Here is a 21,512-nt window from a genome sequence, read left to right on the forward strand (position 1 = left end):
CCTGCATGTCCGCGGGTAGGGTGCGGCCATGACGCCGGACGCGCCAACCGCAGGATGGAGCCTGCGCCGCGAACTCACCCGCATGCTGGTGCTGACCGCGCTGCTGCCGGCGCTGGTGTTCGGCATGGCCCTGCTGTGGAGCCAGTGGCAGCGTGTCCAGGACGACCTGAAGTTGCGGCTGGGCTCCAACGCGCAACTCAGCGCCAACGCAATCGACGATTTCCTGCAAGGCCAGCTCTCCGGCGTCGAGTTGATGGCCGATGGTTCGATGCTGTCCGGGCGAACGCTCGACGAGGAGCTCGGCAAGCTGCTGCGCGCGTATCCGGCGATGCTGCGCGCCCTGGCGACCGATCGCGAGGGCAACATCGTCGCGGCGCGCTCGGCGACCGGACGACCTGCCGCGATTGCCGCCGAACAGGTGGCCGACCGCGAGTGGTTCCGCACGGTCCGCGATGGCAGTCGTCCGCATGTCTCGGATGCCTATCGCGCCCGTATCTATGGCAGTGAGCCACTGGTCGCGGTCTCGGCACCGATGTGGCACGACGGCGCGTTCGAGGGCGTACTGCAGGCCTCGATCCCGATCGAACAGTACATCCGCGTGCGTTCGGACAATCTGCGACGGCGCGGGTTCGAGCTGTTGCTGCTCGATCGCCAGGATCGCGTCGTCCATGCGAGCAAGGCCTTGCGCTGGCAATTCCTCGATGCGACCGGAACCGTGGGCGCGACGATCCGTGGCGGTGCGGCGCAACCGGGTCAACCCGGCGAGATGCGCACCCTGGGCGGGCTGTTGCGTGATGGGGAGGACGCCTATGTGCATGCAGTGGCGATGCGCACCGGCTGGATCGTCGCGATCATCGCCCCGGAGCAGCGCTTGCTGGCACCGGCGCTGCCGCGCGTGGGCCTGCTGCTCGGCTTGCTGGCCATGACCACGCCGGGCGTGCTGTTCGCGCTATGGCGATTGCGCCGGTTGCTGGCTGCCAGCATGGGTCGCCTGTTGGCGAGCCTGCACGGCTATGCGCTGGGTGGGCGCCTGGATCCGCGGCAACTGTCGCAGATGCCGGAGGAATTGCAGCCGCTGGCGGGCGGGATCGGCGACCTGGCCGCGCGCATGAACACCGCCTACGACGCCTTGCAGCAGGCGCTGGAACAGCGCGAGCACATCATCGAGGAGCGCACCGAATCGCTGCGCCTGGCGGTCAGCGACCTGGACCGGCTGAGCCGCACCGATGCGCTGACCGGCAGCCTGAACTACCGTGGCTTCCAGGAAGCGGGCGAGGCGCTTTGGAAGCAGGCGCGCGCGACGGGCGCGGAACTCTCGGTGCTCGCCCTCGACATCGACCACTTCAAGAAATACAACGACCTGTACGGGCACGCCGAAGGCGATGGCGCGTTGCGTCGCTTCGCCGGCGCGGTCAGCAGCGCCTTGCTGCATGCCGACGACCTGCTGGCGCGCCCGGGCGGCGAGGAATTCATCGTGTTCCTGCCCGGCAGCACCCAGGAGCAGGCGATGCGCGTGGGCCAGCGCGTGTGCGAGCGCGTGCGCAGCGCCGACATCGTGCACGCCGCATCGCCCGAAGGGCGGATGACGGTGAGCATCGGCGTGGCCAGCGTGCTGCCCGGCGACGACGATGTCGAGCAGATGCTGCGCCGTGCCGATGCCGCGCTGTATCGCGCCAAGGCCGCGGGCCGCAACCGGGTCAGCGATTGAACCTGCGGGTGCGCATGCCTGCGCATCGCCGCGTCAAGTTGCAAAACACCGGGGCATCGCCGAGGCTGCGGGCACCGCGGGGTGAGGGACAGGCATGGAAGGCATGATCGCGTTGTTGGTGCTGGCGGTTCTCGCGGTGCCGGTGTTGCTGGTGATCGCGCTGGTGTCGATCTCCGGTTTGAAGCAACGCGTCGCCGCGCTGGAGCAGCAGGTGGCTGCGCTGCATCGACGCCCCGCGGCACCGGCGGCTGCAACACCCCCGCAGGAACCGACGCTGGCCGACCTCACCCGTCAGTCCGCGCCGCCAACATCGCAACCCGCGGCGCAGGCACCGCCTCCATCGGTGCAGGATGCGCCCGTGCCACCCGTGGTGCCCGCCGTCGCTCCGGCTGCGCCGCGAGCGAATGACCCGATCGCGCCTGCGCCAGCCGTCACCATCGCGCCCGTACCTCGCCCGATCCCGCGCCCGCAGCCCGCGAAGCCCGCCGCGCCGGGCATCGCCACCATCGCAATGCGTGCGGTGCAACGCTGGTTCACCGTCGGCAACGTGCCGGTGAAGATCGGCATGCTGGTCTTGCTGGCCGGCGTGGCCTCGCTGCTGAAGTACGGTGCGGACCAGGGCTGGTTCGCGATGCCGGCGGAACTGAAGCTGGCGGGCGTGGCCGCTGCGGCACTCGCCGCGCTGGTGTTCGCTTGGCGCAAGCGCGAGAGCAACCGCGTGTTTGCCTTGAGCCTGCAGGGGGGCGCGATCGGCGTGCTGCTGCTGGTGGTGTTCGCCGCGTTCAAGAACTTCGGGATGCTGCCTGCGGGCGCGGCCTTCGCATTGAGCATCGTGCTGGTCGCGAGCGCAGGCGTGCTCGCGGTGCTGCAGGACGCCAAGGCGTTGGCGGTATTCGCCCTGCTCGCCGGCTTCCTCGCGCCGATCTGGCTGTCCACCGGCGGCGGCAACCATGTCGCGCTGTTCTCGTACTACGCCGTGCTCAATGCGGCGATCGTCGGCATCGCCTGGCACAAGGCCTGGCGGATCCTCAACCTGCTGGGCTTCGTGTTCACGTTCGGCATCGCGACCGCTTGGGGCGTGTTCGATTACTCCCCGGCGAAGTACGCCAGCACGCAGCCGTTCCTGGCGCTGTTCTTCGCGATGTACCTGCTGATCCCGATCCTGTTCGCGCGGCGTCGCCCGGTCGGCCGGCGCGACCTGATCGACGGCTGCCTGGTGTTCGGCATGCCACTGGTGGCGTTCTCCCTGCAGGCCGGGCTGCTGCAAGGACAACGCATGGCGCTCGCGTTCTGCGCGCTCGGGCTCGGCGCGTTGTACGCGGGATTGTCGTGGTGGCTGCGTCGGCGCAAGGGCTTCGACGTGCTGGCGCAATCGCATGCCTTGCTCGCGGTCGGCTTCGCCACGCTGGCGGTGCCGTTGGCCTTGTCGGCTCAGGCGACGGCTTGCGTGTTCGCGCTGGAAGGCGCGGCACTTTGCTGGCTCGGTTTGCGCCAGCAGCGACTGCTCCCGCAACTGGCAGGTGCCGGCCTGCAATTGGCCGCAGCCATCGCGTTCACCATCGGACTCACAGCGGCGCGTTTTTCGCCCGGCGAGCACATCGCGGTGCCGATCGCGAATGCATCGTTCATGGGCGCATTGCTGATCGCGATCGCCGGCTTCGCCAGCGCGTGGGCGTATCGCCAGGTACGCAACGACAACATCGCCGGCCTGTATTACGGATGGGGACTGGCCTGGTGGGTCGGCAACGGCCTCAATGAAATCGTCGGCTTCCTCGGTCATCGCGACGAACCCGATGCGCTGCTCGCCTTCGCCGCGCTGACCGGTTGGCTGGCGGCGGAAGTGCATCGCCGCAAGCCCGCGAGCGCGCTCGCGTTGACCGGATTGGCCGCGCTGGCCTCGGCCGTGCCGCTCGCGCTGTGGCAGAGCGGGGTGCATGAGCAACCCTTCGCCGGCAATGGCGTTTGGGCATGGCTGGTGTACGCAGCGCTCGGCATTCGCAGCCTGCAGTGCCTGCGCGATGGCGAACACCGGTTGGCATCGCCCGCGCAATTCACCTGGTGGCTGGTCTGGCCGCTGGTGGCCAGCCTGCTGCTGGGCTGGCTGCCCGGCCAGTTCGCGGGCATGGGCGACGGCTGGCAGGCAGCATTGATCGTGTTGCCGTGGCTGGTGGTTGCGGCGCTGGCGTTGTATCGCTGGCGCTGGTTGTCGATGCCGCTCGGCGACGCCTTCGATGGCTGGCGTGGTCGCCTGCTGGCGGTGCTGTTCGCGGTGCTGGGCCTGTGGTGGCTGGTCTCGCTGTTCGACGACGGCGCGGCCACGCCCTTGCCATGGTTGCCGGTGCTCAATCCGATGGAGCTCGCGCAATTGGCGGTGCTGGTACTGGCCCTGCGCTGGCAACTGCCGGCGGGCGGTCGCTTGTCGTCGTCGCGCATCGTGCTGCTCTCCGGATTGGCCTTCGCCTGGATCACCTCGGTGGTGCTACACGCCGTGCACCACTGGGGCGGGATCGCATGGGATGGCGGACTGCTGTCGTCCAGCCTGGCGCAGACCAGCCTGACCGTCGTGTGGAGCGTGCTCGGCGTGATCGGCTGGGTGCTGGGTTCGCGTCGTGGCCAGCGCATGCTGTGGCTGGCGGGCGCGGTACTGATGGGCGTGGTGCTGGCCAAGCTGGTGCTGGTCGATCGCGAGCACCTGGGCAACCTGCTCGGGATCGGGTCGTTCATCGCCTACGGCCTGTTGTGCACCGTGGTCGGCTACCTCGCGCCCGCGCCGCCGCGCAGTGCGGATGCGAATCCCGATCCCGACGTCGACGCCAAGGAGACCGTTGCATGAAGAAGCTCGCATGGTTGTCGTTGCTGCCGCTGGTGGCCCTCGCCGCCACGCGCGACGATTACGCCGGCCAATGGCCACTCGCCCTGCCACGCGATGACGGTGGTGCCTACCGCGTGGTGCTGGATCGCGAGGTCTATCGGCACGTGCAGTCGCCGCGATTACAGGACCTGGTCGTGGTCAATGCGCAGGGCACGCCGGTGGCGACCGCGATCTTCCCCGCCGACGCGCCACTGGCCCGATCCGGTGCCGCCGTGTCCTTGCCGTGGTTCCCGTTGCCGGTGGATGCCGGCGCGTCGCGCCAGGACATCGCCGCGATCAGCGAGATCGCCACCGATGGCAGCCTGCGCCGGGTCGAGTTGCGTGCTCCCGGCAACGCAACGGCCGCGACGGGCGATGGCGGCTTCGTGGTCGATGCCAGCCAGGTGCGCAGGCCGCTGGCGGCATTGCGTCTTGCGTGGACGGACACTGCACCCTTCGATCGCGGCTATCGCGTGAGTGCGTCGGATGATCTTCGCCAATGGCGCGATGTCGACGCCGATGCGCGCCTGGTGCAATTGCAGAACAACGGCCAGCGAATCGGCGAGGATCGCATCGCGCTGCCAGCCGTGCAGGCGCGCTACCTGCGCCTGTTGCCAAGGACGCCGCAGGCCAGTGCATTGGCGTTGACGGGCGTCATCGCGGAACCGGTCGGGCAGGTCGCGGCGCCTTCGCTGCAGTGGGAGGAACTGCAGGGACGCCGCGTCGACACGCCGCAAGGCCCGACCTTCGAATACGTGCTGGACGGGCGTTTCCCGATCGAAGCCGCGGATGTGGTCTCACCAGGCAACAGCACCCGCGGTTGGTCGCTGGAACGTCGCGACGACGAACAGTCCGCGTGGCAGCCGGCGGCATCGCCGTGGATGGCCTATCGCTTGGACAGCACGGGCACCTCCAGCCGGTCGCCACCGCAACCGTTGCACGACGACTCGCGGGATCGCCATTGGCGCCTGCGCGCGCGCGATGCCTTCGATGGCGCGCCGCCGGTGCTGCGCCTGGGCTACCGACCGGAAGTCGTGGTGTTCCTCGCCGAAGGCAACCCGCCGTTTGCTTTGCTCGCAGGCAGTGCGCGCGCATCACGCCAGGACGCGCCGTTGCCGCAACTGGTGGATGCGCTGCGCGCCGAGCGCGGCCGCGACTGGCAACCCGTGACCGCCGCCCTCGGCACGCGCCAGCAGGCGGCGGGCGATGCCGCATTGCAGCCGGTCGCGCCGCCCACCGACTGGAAGCGCTGGCTGCTGTGGGGGGTGCTGATCGTCGGTGCGCTGCTGGTGGCGGCCTTCGCCTTCAGCCTGTTGCGACAGCCACGCACACCGTCGTGATGCGTGCCTGCCGGCCTGCAATCAGGTCGGCAAGCCGAGTTGCTGCAGGAGTCGCGGGTAGCGCGCGTCGCTGCGCAGTGAACGCAGCGCCGGGTCGTACTTCAGGTACTGCAGGCCCGCGTCGCGTTGCGCCACCGCGCGCTGCAGCCAGTCGAAGGCGGTGCCGCGTTCGTTGCGCCAGGCGAACACGCCGGCGATCTGGTACGCGCTGTTGTGCGCATGGCCGGCCAGCAATTCCTGCAGGACGCGCCGGGATTCCGCATCGTCGCCAAGATCGTGCGCGGCCATCGCCAGGCCCGCGAGCCGGAAGGTTTCGTTGTTGCTGCGCGCATACCAGGCGCGCGCCGCGGCGGGATCGCCTTCGAGCAATGCCGCCATGCCCAGGCCGAGGGGCGCGCGGCCATGGTCGGGCGCGAGGTCCAGCGCCTGTTCCAGCGACCGGCGCGCTGCCGCGATGTCGCCGCTGGCCAGTTCGTAGCGGGCGCGGATTTCCCAGGCCTGCGCGGATAGCGGATCGAGTTGCGTCGCCTGGCTTGCAGACGCCAGCGCCTCGGGCAGGCGGCCGAGCGCAGCCAGGAGCCGGCTGTACTGCCAATGGGTCATCACGTCGCCGGGATTGAACACCAGCGCCTGCGCGAAATCGGCATCGCCACCGTTCCAGTCGAGGTCGAACACGAAGCGCAGCACCGCGCGGGCGGTGTAGGCCTCGCCCAACAGGGGATCGCTGGCGACCGCACGTTCGGCGGCATCACCCGCCCGTTCGCGGCCTGCCAGCATCGCCGCATCGGAATCGGTGTAATCCGAGGCGTAGGCCTCGGCCAGCGCCAGCCCGGCCAGCGCGGCGGCGTAGCCGGGTTCCAGCGCGACCGCCTGCGCGAATTCGCCGACTGCGCGATGGAATCCTTCCTCCGTCGCGCGGTTGAGCAACTGCCGCCCGAGCAGGAAATTCTTGTAGGCCGCGGTACCGGGGACGTGGTGTCCCGCCGTGCTCGGTTGCTGCGCCGGCAACAGCCGCAGCTTCAATGCATCGACCACCGCAGCGGCGATCTCGTCCTGCACGGCGAAGATGTCGGTCAGCTCGCGGTCGTAGGCCTGCGACCACAGGTGGTAGCCGTCGCGCGCCTTGACCAGCTGCGCGGTGATGCGCACGCGTTCGCCAGACTTGCGCACGCTGCCTTCCAGCACGGTGGCGACATTGAGGGCGCGGCCGATCTCGCCGATCGTGGCCGGCTTGTCCTTGAACGAGAACGACGAGGTGCGGCCGGCGACGTGCAGCCCGGGCACCTGTGCCAGCAGGTTGAGCAATTCCTCGGACAGGCCGTCGGAGAAATAATCCTGCTCGCGATCCGAGCTCATGTTGACCAGCGGCAACACCGCGATCGAGGCCTCGGCGGGCGCGGGTGCAATCGCCTGCACGGCATCGAAGCCTGCCGTTGCCGCGCTTCCCCGCGGTTCGCCGGCGGTCGCCGATTCGCGGACCAGGCCGCCATCAGCCCAGGCGTAGTGCCACGAGAACAGCAGGGCGAACGGGAAGCCCAGCACGACCACCAGGACGAGCAATTTCAACGCCCAGTTGGGGATGTCGAAGATCGGCACCAGCAAGGCCGCGACCTGCAGCACCAGCCAGGCCAGCGCGCAGTAGGCGACGGCCATGCGGACGACATGGCGGCGGCGCAGTTCCGCCCACAGTGCACGCATCCCTCGCACCCCTACGCATCCCCGCGCCATGTGCTCGACCGGATAGTAGCGTGATGCCGCGCCGCAGGCCGTTTGCGGCGACCGCGCGCGGCCGGGACAATGGAGGCCCACGTCTCCCGCAGGAATGCCATGTCCATCGTCCGCATGACCGACCTCGACCTGACCGGCAAGCGCGTGCTGATCCGCCAGGATCTCAACGTGCCCGTCGCCGACGGCAAGGTCACTTCCGACCAGCGCATCACCGCGTCGATCCCGACCCTCAGGCTGGCGCTGGAAAAGGGCGCGGCGGTCATGGTGACCTCACACCTTGGCCGGCCGAAGGAAGGCGCGTGGAGCGAGGCCGATTCGCTGGCGCCGGTCGCGGCGCGATTGTCGGAGTTGCTTGGTTTCGAGGTGCCGCTGGTGCGGGAGTACCTGGATGGTGTGGACGTACGGCCCGGCCAACTGGTGTTGCTGGAAAACTGCCGCATGAATCTCGGCGAAGGCAAGGACGACGAGGCGTTGTCGAAGCAGTACGCCGCGCTGTGCGACGTGTTCGTGATGGATGCGTTCGGCACCGCGCATCGCGCGCAGGCCTCCACGCATGGCGCGATCCGCTTTGCGAAGCAGGCGGCAGGCGGGCCGCTGCTGATGGCGGAACTCGACGCGCTGGACAAGGCGCTGGCCAGCCCGGCGCGGCCGTTGCTGGCCATCGTTGCCGGATCGAAAGTCTCGACCAAGCTGGAATTGCTGTCCTCGCTGGTCGGCAAGGTCGACCAGTTGATCGTCGGCGGCGGCATCGCCAATACCTTCATCGCCGCGCTCGGGCATGGGGTCGGCAAGTCGCTTGTGGAACTGGACCTCATCGATACCGCGAAACAGATCATGGCCGATGCGAAGGCACGCGGCGCCGACATCCCGCTGCCGCTCGACGTGGTGGTCGCGCCTGCGTTCGCCGCGGATGCGCCGGCCACGATCAAACGCATCGACGAGGTCGCGGCCGACGACATGATCCTGGACATCGGCCCGCAGACGGCGCAGGCCTACGCCGCGTTGATCGCCAAGGCCGGCACCGTGGTCTGGAATGGCCCGGTCGGCGTGTTCGAGTTCGACGCCTTCGGCCACGGCACCGAGGCGGTGGCGCGTGCGATCGCGGCCTCGCCCGCGTTCTCGATCGCCGGTGGCGGCGACACGCTCGCGGCCGTGGACAAGTACGGCATCGAGGACGAGGTGTCGTACATCTCCACCGGCGGCGGCGCGTTCCTGGAGTTCCTGGAAGGCAAAACCTTGCCGGCGGTCGCGGCGCTGGAGGCGCGCGGCGAGTGAGTTCGTTTGCATTGTCCGGCGAGCCATCGCCGGTCGTTGCGCTGTGCTAGCGTGCGGGGCCTCAGGAGCCCGCACATGACCGCACGCAAGACCGATCCCGTCGCCATCCCGCACCAGCGCCGCACCCGCATCGTCGCCACCCTCGGGCCGGCCACGGATCCGCCTGAGATTCTCGAAGCAGTGCTGCGCGCGGGCGTGGACGTGGTGCGGCTGAACTTCTCCCACGGCGATCCTTCTGCGCAGGTGGCGCGTGGCGAGGCGGTGCGCGCGATGGCGCTGAAGATCGGACGCGAGATCGGCATCCTCGCCGACCTGCCCGGACCGAAGATCCGCGTGGAAACCTTCGCCGAGGGCAAGGTCGCGTTGAAGGCGGGCAACCGCTTCGACCTGGTCGCCCGCCTCGACGCACCACCGGGCGATGCGACCCAGGTCGGCGTGAGCTACCTCGAATTGCCCGGCGATGTGGTGCCGGGTGACGTGCTGCTGCTCGACGACGGCGTCGTGCAACTGGAAGTCACCGCGGTGGAAGGCGAGCGCATCGTCACCCGCGTGCTCAACGACTGCTTCCTGTCCAATCGAAAGGGGCTGAACAAGCAGGGCGGCGGCCTGTCGCTGGGCGCGATCACCGAAAAAGATCGCGAGTTGATCGCGATCGCGGCGGGCATGGACGTGGACTTCATCGCGGTCTCGTTCTGCCGCAACGCCGAGGACATGCACGAGGCGCGCCGTGTGGCCAAGGCGCACGGCAGCAGCGCGGCGCTCGTCTCCAAGATCGAGCGCGCCGAGGCGATCGAGAACCTGGCCGAGATCGTCGATGCCAGCGATGTGGTGATGGTGGCGCGCGGCGACCTGGGCGTGGAGATCGGCGATGCCGAACTGCCCGGGCTGCAGAAAAAGATCATCCGCGAGGCAGTGGCGCGCGAGAAGGTCGTCATCACCGCGACGCAGATGCTGCAGTCGATGGTGGACAGCCCGATCCCGACCCGCGCGGAAGTCCTCGACGTGGCCAACGCGGTCATCGACGGCACCGATGCGGTCATGCTGTCGCAGGAATCCGCCGCCGGCAGCTGGCCGGTGAAGGCGGTCGAGGCGATGGCGCGTATCTGCGTCGGCGCCGAGAAGCAGTTCATCGCCGACACCGATTTCGAAGCCGCCCGGCGCGGCCTGGAACGCGCCGACCAGGCCATCGCGATGGCCACCATGTTCCTGTCCGAGCACATCGGCGTGCGCGGGGTGGTGGCGATGACCGAGTCCGGCGGCACTGCGCGCTTCCTCTCTCGCTTCCGCTCCTCGGTGCCGATCTTCGCGTTCTCCCGCCACGGACCGGCGCGCCGCAAGATGGCCTTGATGCGCGACGTGTTCCCGATGGACTACGACAGCCGCGGCCAGACCCCGCGCGAGGCCGCACGCGGCAGCATCCGCCTGCTGGTCGACGCCGGCCTGCTGCAGCCCGGCGACCGCGTGGTGTTCACCAGCGGCGAGCACATGGAAACCCGCGGTGCCACCAATACCCTGCGCCTGCTGGAAATCGGCGAGGACGGGCGCGCGGCGGGGTTGGGCGAACTCTGAATGGAGCCTGCTTGACAGGCTGTCGGGGCGGGCGTAACTAACGATCCGGGCGTGTGCGGGGATCGGCGATGCGCAGGCAGGTCGGTAATCTGGTCCTGATGACGGCGTTGCTCGCATCGATCACGCCATCGGCATCGGGTCCTGCGGGAAAAATCCGCGTCGTCAATGAAGGCGGAATCCGCGATGCGTGGATGCTGCCGCAAGGTGCGACCTTGCCGGTGCCTGCCTATCCGCAGATGCATGCCCGTGCGCGGGCGGAGGTCTGCGTCACGATCGGTTGCCTGCTCAATCCGGACGGGACGACATCCGATTTCGCCCTGCTGAAAGGCTGGAGCGCAGCGGAACCTGCGAAGGATCGTGACGCTGACTGGGCGGCCTTCGCGAAAGATGCAGCGAATGCACTGGCGCACTGGCGATTCCTCCCGCGCCCGGGTGTGCGGCAGCCGATGCCGGTGTACACGGTGGCGACGTTCCTGTTCGGCTCGAACGCCCCGGCAACGCTGCGCAAGCGCTGCGCGATCAACGATGTGGGGTTGCGCCTCGCGGAATTGAAGCGCGACGGCAAGGCGCGGCAGCGCATGGCGGGACAGGACATCTTCGATCGGCTCGACATCGAACCAAGGAACAGCAAGGCAGCAGAATGGCGACCGCACCGTGGTGGATCGACCCAGCCGGCGCCCATCCATCCTGCGCCCGGTGAACCGGGAAGCGCCGGTTAGCGGAAGGCTATAATCCGGAATCTCCCGGAAACAGGCTGACTTGCCCCATGAGCATCGAACAACTCGCCGAAACCGCCCGTGCCATGGTCGCCCCGGGCAAGGGCATCATCGCCATCGATGAATCGTCCTCGACCTGCGCCAAGCGCTTCGCCGGGGTCGGCATCGAGAACACCGAAGAGAATCGCCGTGCGTACCGCGAATTGCTGCTGACCGCGCCGAACGCCAACCAGTACCTGTCCGGCGCGATCCTGTTCGACGAGACCATCCGCCAGTCGACCAAGTCCGGCGTGCCGTTCGCGAAGTACATGCTCGACAACGGCATGATCCCGGGCATCAAGGTCGACAAGGGCACGCACAACCTCGCCGGCTTCCCGGGCGAAGTGGTGACCGAGGGCCTCGACGGCCTGCGCGATCGGCTTGCCGAGTACTACAAGCTCGGCGCGCGCTTCGCCAAGTGGCGCGCGGTGATCAACATCGGCGACGACATCCCGTCCGGCACCGCCATCGAGGCGAACAGCCACGCGCTGGCGCGCTATGCGGCGCTGTGCCAGGAGCAGGGCCTGGTGCCGATGGTCGAGCCGGAAGTGCTGATGGACGGCGACCACGACATCGAAACCTGCTACGAGGTCACCGAAGTGGTGCTGCGCTCGCTGTTCGACGCGCTGTACAACCAGAGCGTGATGCTGGAAGGCACCATCCTCAAGGCCTCGATGGTCATTCCCGGCAAGGCCTGCGACGAGCAGGCCAGCGTCGAGGAAGTGGCCGAATCCACCCTGATGTGCCTGAAGTCGGCGGTGCCGGCGATCCTGCCGGGCATCGTGTTCCTGTCCGGCGGCCAGGACGACGAATCCGCCACCGCCCACCTCGATGCGATGAACCGGATGGGCCCGAACCCGTGGCCGCTCACCTTCAGCTACGGTCGCGCGATGCAGCAGGCCGCACTCAAGCTGTGGGCGAAGGACATGACCGGCAACTATGCCAAGGCGCAGCAGACCGTGTTCGAGCGCGCGAAGGCCAACGGCCTGGCGGCGCTGGGGCAATGGGGTGACTGACCGCGTTTAGCCGTTGCCATCCGGCAACGGCTGCGGTCGCGGAGGCTCGAGCGCGACGCGCGAGGGTCGGGCCGAGCGCGATGTCACATTGATCGATCGCGGAACGCCGGCCCAGTGCCGGCGTTTGCGCATGCGGCGTATGCTGCGGCGTATCGCCTCCGGGATCGACCGCATGCAGCCGCCCCCCGTCAACCGACCCGATGCGAAAACGCTGCAGGCCGCGGCGGCGGATGCCGGGATCCAGTTGCCGGATGCGGCGATCCAGGCGTTCCAGCATGGCCGCATGATCGAGGCGATCAAGTTGGTCCGCGCCGCCAATCCGGGCCTGGACCTGGCGCGGGCGAAGGCGGCGATGGAGCATTTGCAGCGCGCCCAGCGATCCGCGGCCGGCACGACGGCAGGCCAGGCAGGCGTCGCATCGCATCGCGCACCGGCAACCCAGGTGCGCAGCACGCGACCACCGACGGTGGAACGGGGCGATCCACCGGGACAACTGCGCTGGCTGCTGATCGTGTTGGCCTTGCTTGGCGCGGGACTCTGGTACGCCTTCGGCGGCAACCCGGGCTGAGTCGCGTAACGCGCGCACGCGCGTCTGGTTGACGGCATCGCTGCAACGCAGCCCCCAGCCGATGGCAGGGGAAGGCGTCACATGCGGCCCGCTAGAATCGAGAACCCCCTGTTCGAGCCACCCCATGCCGCCACGCAACCGCAGTCTCCTGGCCCTGTCGTCCGCACTCGTATTGGCGCTGTCCGCATGCGGCAAGGACGAGGCGGCGGCGAAGCCGGGCGCGGGCCAGCGCGGTGGCGGCGGTCCGGTGCCGGTGGTGGTGGAAGTGGTGCGCGAGCAGGCATGGACGGACGCGCTGCGCGCGCTGGGCACCGTGCATGCGCGCGAAGCCGTCACCGTGACAGCGAAAGTCAGCGAGACCGTGCAGCAGGTGCATTTCGAGAGTGGGCAGGACGTCGCCCGCGGCGCACCACTGGTGACCCTCAGCGGGCAGCAGCAACAGGCCTCGCTGGCGTCCGCCGAGGCAACGCTGAAGGAAGCCGAGCAGTTGTTCCAGCGACAGTCGCAGTTGGCCTCGCAGCAACTGGTCGCGCGCGCTTCGCTGGATGCGCAGCGGGCCACCCGCGATGCCGCGCGCGCGCAGGTCGCGCAGATCCGCGCCAACCTGTCCGACCGGGTGATCCGCGCGCCGTTCGCCGGCGTGCTCGGCATCCGCCAGATCAGCCCGGGTGCGCTGGTCACGCCGGGCACCGCGATCGCCACGCTCGATGATGTGTCGCGCGTGTTCGTCGATTTCCCGGTGCCGGAAACCGAACTGGCCGGCGTCGCGCCGGGCCAGGCCCTGAGCGGAACTGCTGGTGCGTATGCGGGGCGCACCTTCGACGGCACGGTCGCGACCGTGTCGGCGCGGCTGGATGCAGGCTCGCGCTCGGCCACCGTGCGTGGCGATTTCCCCAATCCCGGGCGCGTGCTGCGGCCGGGCATGCTGGTCGAGGTCACCGTGGCGCGGGATACCCGGCAGGCGCTGGTGGTGCCGGAGATCGCGGTCCAGCAGATTGGCAGCGAAACCTTCGTCTGGCGGGTCAAGGCCGACGACACCGTCGAGAAGGCCGATGTCGAGGTCGGCGGACGCATTCCCGGCAAGGTGATGCTCAAGGGTGGCGTGGAAGCCGGCCAGCGCATCGTCACCGAGGGGGTCGGCAAGCTGCAGCCCGGCGCGAAGGTGGCCAACGGGGCGCCCTCCGCGACTGCCGCGCAGACGGCGGCGGCGAAGTAACGCATGAAGCTTTCCGATCTTTCGATCAAGCGGCCGGTGCTGGCCGTGGTGATGAGCCTGCTGCTGCTGGTACTCGGCGTGATGTCGTTCATGCGCCTGACCCTGCGCGAACTGCCGGCGATCGACCCGCCGATCGTGTCGGTGCAGGTCGACTATCCCGGCGCCTCGGCCAGCGTGGTCGAGACCCGCATCACCCAGACCCTGGAAGACGCACTGGCCGGCATCGAGGGCATCAACACGATCGATTCGAGCAGCCAGAACGGCGCGTCGCGGATCAGCATCGAATTCCTCGCCACGCGCGACATCGAGGCCGCGGCGAACGACGTGCGCAACGCGGTCAGCCGCGTCGCCGACCGCATGCCGGAAGAGGCCGATCCGCCCGAGATCAGCAAGGTCGAGAGCGATTCCGACCCGATCATCTGGCTCAACCTGCGCTCGGCCAACATGGACCAGATGCAGCTGTCCGACTACGCGCAGCGCTACCTGGTCGACCGCTTCTCCAGCCTCGAAGGCGTTGCCCAGGTGCGCCTGGGCGGCAGCCAGCGCTACGCGATGCGGATCTGGCTGAGCGGCGACAAGCTGGCCGCGCGCGGATTGACCGCGGGCGACGTGGAAAGCGCGCTGCGCGCCGAGAACGTGGAACTGGGTGCGGGCCGGATCGAGTCCACCGACCGCGACTTCATCCTGCGCGTGGCGCGCGACTACACCACCGCCGAGGCCTTCGCGACGATGCCGATCGCCAAGGGTGCGGACGGTTACGTGGTGCGCCTGGGCGATGTGGCGAAGGTCGCGCTGGAATCGTCCGAGCGGCGCGCCTACTACCACAGCAACGGCGAACCGGCGCTCGGCATCGGCATCGTCAAGACCTCCACTGCGAACAGCCTGGACGTGGCCGAAGAGGCGAAGGCCGAGGCGGAACGCATCAAGGGCACCTTGCCGGACGGCACCGACATCTACATGGCGTTCGACACCACGACGTTCATTTCGGCGTCGGTGCAGCGGGTGTACGAGACCCTGGTCGAGGCGATGGTGCTTGTGCTGCTGGTGATCTGGTTGTTCCTGGGCAGCGCGCGCGCGGCGCTGATCCCCGCGGTGACCGTGCCGGTCTGCGTGATTGCCTCGTTCATCGCGCTGTATGCGTTCGGGTTCTCGATCAACCTGTTGACCCTGCTCGCCCTGGTGCTTTGCATCGGCCTGGTGGTGGACGATGCGATCGTGGTGGTCGAGAACATCCAACGCCGCGTCGACCTGGGCGAGCCGCCGCTGGTCGCCGCGCGTCGCGGCACTGCGCAGGTCGCCTTCGCGGTGCTGGCGACGACGGCGGTGCTGGTTGCGGTGTTCCTGCCGGTCGGTTTCCTGCAGGGCAACACCGGCCGCCTGTTCCGCGAATTGTCGGTGGCGTTGGCGGCGGCGGTGGCGATTTCCGCCTTCGTCGCGTTGACGCTGACGCCGATGATGGCGTCCAAGCTGCTGCAGCCGCACACCGGCCCGCACGCGGTGAAGGAGAACCGGGTCAGCGAATGGCTCAATGCGCGCTTCCAGCGCCTGGCCGATGGCTACAAGGGCGTGCTGTCGCGGCATGTGCACCGCATCTGGCTGTTCGCTGGCCTGATGATCGCGGCGGTGGTCGCCTTGCTGGTGCTGTTCAAGACCCTGCCCAGCGAACTGGCGCCGGCGGAAGACCGCGGCTCGTTCCAGATGGTGATGGAAGGCCCGGAAGGCGCGGGCTTCGACTACACCGTGGCGCAGATGAAGCAGGTCGAGGCGATCCTGGCCGGCGAGATCGGCGACGACAAGCCGATCCAGCGCGCCAACCCGCGCGTGCCGGGCAGCTTCGGCGCCAGCGAGGAAATGCATACCGGGCGCGCGATGATCTTCCTGCAGCCCTGGGACCAGCGCGAGAAGAGCACCGCGGACGTCGCCGGCGAGCTGGAAAAGAAATTCGCCGGCATGACCGGCGTGCGCGTGCGCACGCAGGTCGGCGGCGGCCTGGTGCGCACCCGCGGCCAGCCGTTCCAGATGGTGCTTGGCGGCCCGGACTACGCCGAGCTCGCCGGCTGGCGCGACATCATGCTGGCGAAGATGGCGGAGAACCCCGGCTTCATCGGCCCGGACTCCGACTACAAGGAGACCCGGCCGCAGATGCGGGTGATCGTCGACAAGACCCGCGCGGCCGACCTCGGCGTGTCCGCGAACGCGATCGGCACCGCGCTGGAAACCATGATGGGCGGGCGCCGCGTCACCACCTTCGTCGACAACGGCGAGGAATATGACGTGATGCTGCAGGCGGATCGCGCCGGGCGCACCTCGGTGGCCGATCTCGACGCACTGCAGGTGCGCGCCAAGGACGGCAGCCTCGTCCCGCTGTCGAATCTCGTCAGCCTGCGCGAAGTCGCCGAACCGGGCACCTTCAACCGTTTCAACCGCCTGCGCTCGATCACCCTGAGCGCGCGCCTGTCGCCGGACTATCCGCTGGGTGAAGCGGTGTCCTGGGCGCAGCAGACCGCGGACACCAGCCTGCCGGATTACGCGCAGGTCAGCTGGAAGGGCGAGTCGCGCGAACTGCAGCAGTCCGGTGGCGAGGTGCTGATCACCTTCGCGCTGGCCTTGCTGATCGTGTACCTGGCGCTGGCCGCGCAGTTCGAGAGCTTCATGCACCCGCTCGTGATCATGCTGACGGTGCCGCTGGGCGTACTCGGTGCGCTGCTCGGCTTGTGGCTGACCAGCGGCACGATCAACCTGTTCTCGCAGATCGGCATCGTCATGCTGGTCGGCCTGGCGGCGAAGAACGGCATCCTGATCGTGGAATTCGCCAACCAGTTGCGCGACGCCGGCCGCAACGTCCACGACGCCATCGTCGAGGCCGCGGCAGTGCGCCTGCGCCCGATCCTGATGACCTCGATCGCCACGGTGATGGGCGCGGTGCCGCTGGTGATCTTCGGGGGCCCGGGTTCCGCCAGTCGCGCGACCATCGGCATCGTCATCGTGTTCGGTGTGTCGTTCTCCACCCTGCTGTCGCTGTTCGTGGTGCCGGCGTTCTATGCGCTGCTGGCGAAGTACACGTCGTCGCCGGAGGCGCTGGCGCACGAGCTGGATACACTGGAGTCCACTACTCCGCAGGCAGGTGGCCATGCGTGATTCGGGTTCTCCGTGGAAGCCGCGCTCGCCTTCCGTTCCGCCGTCGTCCTCCAGCGGATCTTCGCGACCGGACCGGGGGCGTCCGCATGGGCAGCGTGAGCCCGCCTCTGTCCCTGCGGCAGAGGCTGGTTCCGTGCGCGAGCATCGCGACGTCGAGCTGCGTCTTTATGGCTTGAACGCGATCCGCGCGGTGTTCGCGAAGCGCCCGCAGGCGATCCGCAAGCTCTACCTGGTCGAGGCACGCATCCCGCAACTGCAGCCGTTGCTGAAGTGGTGCGTGGCCAACCGCGTGGGTTATCGCGTGGTCGAAGATGCCGACTTGCAGAAGCTCGCCGCCAGCACGCACCACGAAGGCGTGGTCGCCGAGGTGCTGCGCGAGGAACAGTTGCCGCTGTCGACCTGGCTGCGCGACCTGCCCGCCGGCCCGCAGTGCGCGCTGTGGCTGGATGGCGTGGGCAACCCGCACAACCTCGGCGCGATCCTGCGCAGCGCCGCGCACTTCGGCGCGGGCGCGGTGCTGCTGACCAAGCATTCGACGCTGGCGTTGTCCGGTGCCGCCGCGCGCGTGGCCGAAGGTGGCGCGGAAGCGCTGCCCTTCGTGCGCCTGGGCCGCGAGGACAACAGCATCGCCCAGTTGCACGGCGCCGGCTTCAAGCTGGCCGCCACCCTGGTGCGAGGCGGCGGCGACCTGTTCAAGGCGTCGATGCCGGAGCGCGTCGTCTACGTACTCGGCGCGGAGGCCGAAGGCATGTCGCCCGACTTGGCCAAGGCCTGCGACCTGCGCTTGTCGATTCCCGGCAGCGGCGCCGTTGAAAGTCTCAACGTGGCATCGGCGACGGCAGTCCTGCTCTCGCAGTGGGCGAGACGCGCGCGCTAGGCGAATGATTGCTCGTCATCCCGGTTTTCGCCGGGATGACGAATCCCTATTTCGCGCCGTCCGCCGGCTTCGGTGCGCTGCCGAAATCGCCCTGCGCATCGGCGGCCAGGAACGCGAACACCGTGTATGCCGCCACGTTCTGCGCCAGCGCCTTCGGATCGATCTTGTCCAGGGTGTCGTCCGGCGTGTGGTGCAGGTCGAAGTAGTCGGTGCCGTCCTGCGACAGCCCGGCGCAGGCCATGCCGATCGCGTTGAACGGCGACAGGTCGGGACCGCAGCCGTCGCCGTCTTCGCGATGTTCGATGCCGAGTGGTCCGAGCGCCTGGGCGATGCGGGCGACGGCGTCCTTCGCGTAATCCGGTGTCTTCGCCGCGAAGGCATAGATGCGGCCGGCACCAAAGTCGCTTTCCGCACCGAGCTGGTGCTTGCGGATGTCCGCGGCGTATTTCTGCGCGTAGGCGCGTCCGCCGTACAGGCCTTGCTCTTCGTTGGCGAACGCGATCACGCGGATCGTGCGCGCCGGACGTTGCGCCTTGGGCAACTGGCCGATGAGGTGGCCCGCGGCCATGCCGATCGCCACGCCCGCGCCATCATCGATGGCACCGGTGCCCAGGTCCCACGAATCCAGGTGCCCGCCGATCACCACCACCTCGTCCGGTTTGCTGCGCCCGGTCATCTCGCCGATCACGTTCTGCGAGGTGTATTCGCCATCCCAGCCGCAATCCAGGCTCAGCGCGATGCGGGTGTTGCCCAGCGCGACGAGGCGTGCGAGCTGGTCGGCGTCCGGCAGCGACAGTGCGGCGGACGGGATCGGCGTGAGGCCGTCCTCGAACCGGGTCATCCCGGTGTGCGGGTTGCGGTGCGAATCGGTGCCCGCTGATCGCATCACATATCCGATCGCGCCGGCCTTGATCGCGGCAGAGGGACCTGCACTGCGCACGCGTCCGCCGGGACCGTAACCGCTCCCATCACGTGCGCGCTCCATGCGGTAATCGACGAACGCGATCTTGCCGGCCAGCGAGCCGGGCGCGGCCTTCTGCAGGTCCTCCAGCGTCGCGAAGCGCACGACGTCGCCCTCGACCGTGCCGGCCGGGCTTCCGCCGAGCGCGGTGACATGCAGCGGCTGCGCGCTGGCGCCGAGCACGCGCGCGGACTCGCTGCGCCGCTCCCACTTCGGGAAGGTCACCGGCTCGGTCCAGACCTTGTCGTAGCCCAGCGCCTTGAATTTGGCCTTGGCCCATTCCACCGCGCGCGCGTCGGCCTCGCTGCCGGCCAGGCGCGGACCGACTTCGGTGGTCAGCGATTCCACCACCTTCCAGCCGGTGTCGTCCGCCAGTGCGCGCTCGCGCAAGGTCGCGGCCCGTGCCATCGCGTCGTCGCCGATGCGCGTGGGCTGTTGCGCCTGCAAAGGCAGCGAGAACAGCAGCGTCAGGGCGGCGGCAAGCAGGGTGCGGCGCATGGCGGATTCCGGAAACGAGGAAGCCGCGAGTGTAAGGCTCGCGGCTTCGTCGAAGATGTGCTGGAAGTCGCGCGGCTACTTCTTCAGCGAATCGCGGATCTCGCGCAGCAGCAACACGTCTTCCGGCGTCGCCGCCGGTGCTTCCTCGGGCTTCTTGTGCAGACGGTTGATCGCCTTGACCACCAGGAAGATCGCGAAGGCCACGATCACGAACTGCACCAGCGCGTTGATGAACTCGCCGTAGGCCAGCACCACGGCAGGCACTTCCTTGCCGGCGGCATCGACGCTCGCTTCCTTCAGGACGATCGCCATCTTCGAGAAGTCCACGCCGCCGATCAGCAGGCCCAGCGGCGGCATGATCACCTTGTCGACCAGCGCAGTGACGATTTTCCCGAACGCCGCACCGATCACCACGCCGACGGCGAGGTCGATCACGTTGCCGCGCATCGCGAATTCCTTGAACTCCGTCATCATGCCCATCGCGTGCTCCTGTCCGGTTGTGGTTGGCGTGCGGCCAGCCTACACCGCTGCCTGCACGATGTGGCCCTGAAATCGCGCGATGTCGCCGAGGCGCGCATCGAAGGTGTCGCCGGGTTGCAGCGCGGCCACGCCGGCGGGCGTGCCCATGAACACCAGGTCGCCGGCGCGCAGCGCATAGAGCTTCGAGAGCTCGTGGAGGATCTCCGGCACGTTCCAGATCAACTGGTCCAGGCCAGACTGCTGGCGACGCGCGCCATTCACGTCGAGTGACAGCATCAGTGACTCGATGTCGCCCGCATCGGCCACAGGCAGCAAGGCGCTCACCGGCGCGGAATGATCGAAGCCCTTGCCGGTATCCCACGGCAGGCCTTTCGCCTTGGCGGCGGATTGCAGGTCGCGGCGGGTCAGGTCCAGGCCCACGCCATACGCGAACACCAGCGAGGCCGCATCATCGGCCGCCAGTTCGCCCGCGGGCGCATCGCGGCCCAGCGCGACGACCAGTTCGACTTCGTGGTGCAGGTCGGTCGTGCCGGGCGGATACGGCACCACGCCTTCGATGACGATGGCGTCGGCCGGCTTCATGAAGAAGACCGGGTGGCCGCGCTCGGCCTTCGATGCGGGGGCGGTGGCGCCCATCTCGCGTGCGTGGTCGGCGAAGTTGCGGCCGACGCAGTAGATGCGCCGCACCGGGAAATGACCAAGGAGCTTGCCGGCGAGATCGTGGACCGGGATGCGCGGCGCGGGCGCGGCTGCGACGAGATCGCCGGATGCCGGGCTGTCCATTCAATGCGCGAGCGGCAGTTGCGCCTTGCCGACGACACGGTAGTCGGCGTCGATGCTGCCGGCGCGCACGGCCATGGGCGTGCGCCGCTGCCGGAACAGACGGAAGAGCATGCCGGCGGCCAGCATCGCGATGCCCACGAACACGCTGACGAACAACAGCGCGACCAGCAGGGCAACGCCGACCAGGCCAAGCGCCAGGCGCAGGAACGGATGACGCGGGCGACGCGGTGCGCCGAAGGTGGCGAAACGCACGCGGTTGAACAGGGTGTTGCGGAAGATCGACATCGTGGTTGGTTCCTGCGGCGCCGGGGCGCCATGACACAATGCCGGCAGTATCCGCAGATCGGCCGCGCGAGTTGTGACAACTTCGTTAAATCACGATGGAAGCGACGCGCCTGCCGCCGCGCTGGTGTCGCTGGAGGCGTTGCCGGCCGACAGCCTCCACGAAGTCGAGGCGATCATCGAAGGCGATGCGGAATCGCTGCTGGTGTACCGGGATGCCTCGGGCGACGTGCGTGCATGGCTGAACGTGTGCCCGCATGCGGGGCGACGACTCGACTGGGCACCGGGCAAGTTCCTGCGCGCGAAGGACGGCACGCTGGTCTGCGCGGCGCATGGGGCGAGCTTCGAATTGGCGCATGGCGTGTGCGTGGCCGGTCCATGCCGTGGCGAGGCGTTGCGTGCCGTCGCCGTCGAGGTGCGCGATGGCGAGGTTTCGCTCGCGCAAGCTTGAATCGACATCCCGGGTT

Annotated in this window: 17 protein-coding genes; 12 read left to right on the plus strand and 5 right to left on the minus strand. The window is 68.7% G+C overall.

Annotated elements, in window-relative coordinates; genetic code table 11:
• Positions 1–28: 28 nt before the first annotated feature.
• The 3 genes from ACE3T8_RS03490 to ACE3T8_RS03500 all read left to right on the plus strand — a co-directional run bounded on the left by ACE3T8_RS03490 (position 29) and on the right by ACE3T8_RS03500 (position 5,899).
• On the plus strand, positions 29–1,708 hold the full coding sequence (locus ACE3T8_RS03490) for a diguanylate cyclase (RefSeq protein ID WP_374606841.1): 1,680 nt from the start codon (positions 29–31) through the stop codon (positions 1,706–1,708).
• Positions 1,709–1,802: 94 nt separating this feature from the next.
• Positions 1,803–4,541, plus strand: coding sequence for a DUF2339 domain-containing protein (locus tag ACE3T8_RS03495; RefSeq protein WP_374606842.1), 2,739 nt, complete (start codon positions 1,803–1,805; stop codon positions 4,539–4,541).
• Positions 4,538–5,899 (plus strand): DUF3999 domain-containing protein, encoded by a 1,362-nt coding sequence (locus ACE3T8_RS03500; protein WP_374606844.1) that lies wholly within the window; start codon positions 4,538–4,540, stop codon positions 5,897–5,899. The genes ACE3T8_RS03495 and ACE3T8_RS03500 overlap by 4 nt, the downstream gene beginning before the upstream one ends.
• Before the next feature lie 21 nt (positions 5,900–5,920).
• On the opposite strand, the gene ACE3T8_RS03505 is transcribed toward ACE3T8_RS03500, so the two are convergent.
• On the minus strand, positions 5,921–7,597 hold the full coding sequence (locus tag ACE3T8_RS03505; protein WP_374606846.1) for a tetratricopeptide repeat protein: 1,677 nt from the start codon (positions 7,595–7,597) through the stop codon (positions 5,921–5,923).
• 129 nt (positions 7,598–7,726) lie between these two features.
• On the opposite strand from ACE3T8_RS03505, the gene ACE3T8_RS03510 reads away from it, so the two are divergent.
• From ACE3T8_RS03510 to ACE3T8_RS03545, 8 genes are all read left to right on the plus strand, one after another.
• The gene (locus ACE3T8_RS03510) at positions 7,727–8,902 is read left to right on the plus strand and encodes a phosphoglycerate kinase (RefSeq protein ID WP_374606849.1); all 1,176 of its coding nucleotides are present in this window, start codon (positions 7,727–7,729) and stop codon (positions 8,900–8,902) included.
• Positions 8,903–8,977: 75 nt separating this feature from the next.
• Positions 8,978–10,471 carry a pyruvate kinase gene (gene pyk, locus ACE3T8_RS03515; RefSeq protein ID WP_374606851.1) on the plus strand — a complete coding sequence of 498 codons (1,494 nt, stop codon included), beginning with the start codon at positions 8,978–8,980 and terminating at the stop codon, positions 10,469–10,471.
• A gap of 68 nt (positions 10,472–10,539) precedes the next feature.
• A complete protein-coding gene (locus ACE3T8_RS03520; protein ID WP_374606853.1) occupies positions 10,540–11,190 on the plus strand; it encodes a hypothetical protein in 651 nt (216 codons plus the stop codon).
• Positions 11,191–11,237: 47 nt separating this feature from the next.
• On the plus strand, positions 11,238–12,242 hold the full coding sequence (locus ACE3T8_RS03525; RefSeq protein WP_374606854.1) for a class I fructose-bisphosphate aldolase: 1,005 nt from the start codon (positions 11,238–11,240) through the stop codon (positions 12,240–12,242).
• 172 nt (positions 12,243–12,414) lie between these two features.
• Entirely contained in the window at positions 12,415–12,810 is a 396-nt protein-coding gene (locus ACE3T8_RS03530) for a hypothetical protein (protein WP_374606856.1), read from the plus strand.
• 124 nt (positions 12,811–12,934) lie between these two features.
• Complete coding sequence (locus ACE3T8_RS03535; RefSeq protein ID WP_374606857.1) at positions 12,935–14,026, plus strand: efflux RND transporter periplasmic adaptor subunit; 1,092 nt, start codon at positions 12,935–12,937, stop codon at positions 14,024–14,026.
• 3 nt (positions 14,027–14,029) lie between these two features.
• Positions 14,030–17,164: an efflux RND transporter permease subunit gene (locus ACE3T8_RS03540; RefSeq protein WP_374606858.1), complete on the plus strand. Its 3,135-nt coding sequence runs from the start codon at positions 14,030–14,032 to the stop codon at positions 17,162–17,164.
• Complete coding sequence (locus ACE3T8_RS03545) at positions 17,157–18,041, plus strand: TrmH family RNA methyltransferase (protein ID WP_374606860.1); 885 nt, start codon at positions 17,157–17,159, stop codon at positions 18,039–18,041. The genes ACE3T8_RS03540 and ACE3T8_RS03545 overlap by 8 nt, the downstream gene beginning before the upstream one ends.
• Positions 18,042–18,087: 46 nt before the next feature.
• Here ACE3T8_RS03545 and ACE3T8_RS03550 read toward each other — a convergent pair whose 3' ends face one another.
• The 4 genes from ACE3T8_RS03550 to ACE3T8_RS03565 all read right to left on the minus strand — a co-directional run bounded on the left by ACE3T8_RS03550 (position 18,088) and on the right by ACE3T8_RS03565 (position 21,048).
• Positions 18,088–19,500, minus strand: coding sequence for a M28 family peptidase (locus tag ACE3T8_RS03550; protein ID WP_374606861.1), 1,413 nt, complete (start codon positions 19,498–19,500; stop codon positions 18,088–18,090).
• A 75-nt stretch (positions 19,501–19,575) separates the two neighbouring features.
• Entirely contained in the window at positions 19,576–19,980 is a 405-nt protein-coding gene (mscL, locus tag ACE3T8_RS03555) for a large-conductance mechanosensitive channel protein MscL (protein WP_374606862.1), read from the minus strand.
• A 39-nt stretch (positions 19,981–20,019) separates the two neighbouring features.
• On the minus strand, positions 20,020–20,763 hold the full coding sequence (locus ACE3T8_RS03560; RefSeq protein WP_374606864.1) for a fumarylacetoacetate hydrolase family protein: 744 nt from the start codon (positions 20,761–20,763) through the stop codon (positions 20,020–20,022).
• The gene (locus ACE3T8_RS03565) at positions 20,764–21,048 is read right to left on the minus strand and encodes a hypothetical protein (protein ID WP_374606866.1); all 285 of its coding nucleotides are present in this window, start codon (positions 21,046–21,048) and stop codon (positions 20,764–20,766) included.
• A 73-nt stretch (positions 21,049–21,121) separates the two neighbouring features.
• Between ACE3T8_RS03565 and ACE3T8_RS03570 the strand changes: the two genes are divergently transcribed.
• Entirely contained in the window at positions 21,122–21,496 is a 375-nt protein-coding gene (locus ACE3T8_RS03570) for a Rieske (2Fe-2S) protein (protein ID WP_374606868.1), read from the plus strand.
• The last annotated feature ends 16 nt before the right edge of the window (positions 21,497–21,512 follow it).

The organism is Thermomonas sp., from assembly GCF_041919455.1.
Lineage (GTDB): Bacteria > Pseudomonadota > Gammaproteobacteria > Xanthomonadales > Xanthomonadaceae > Thermomonas.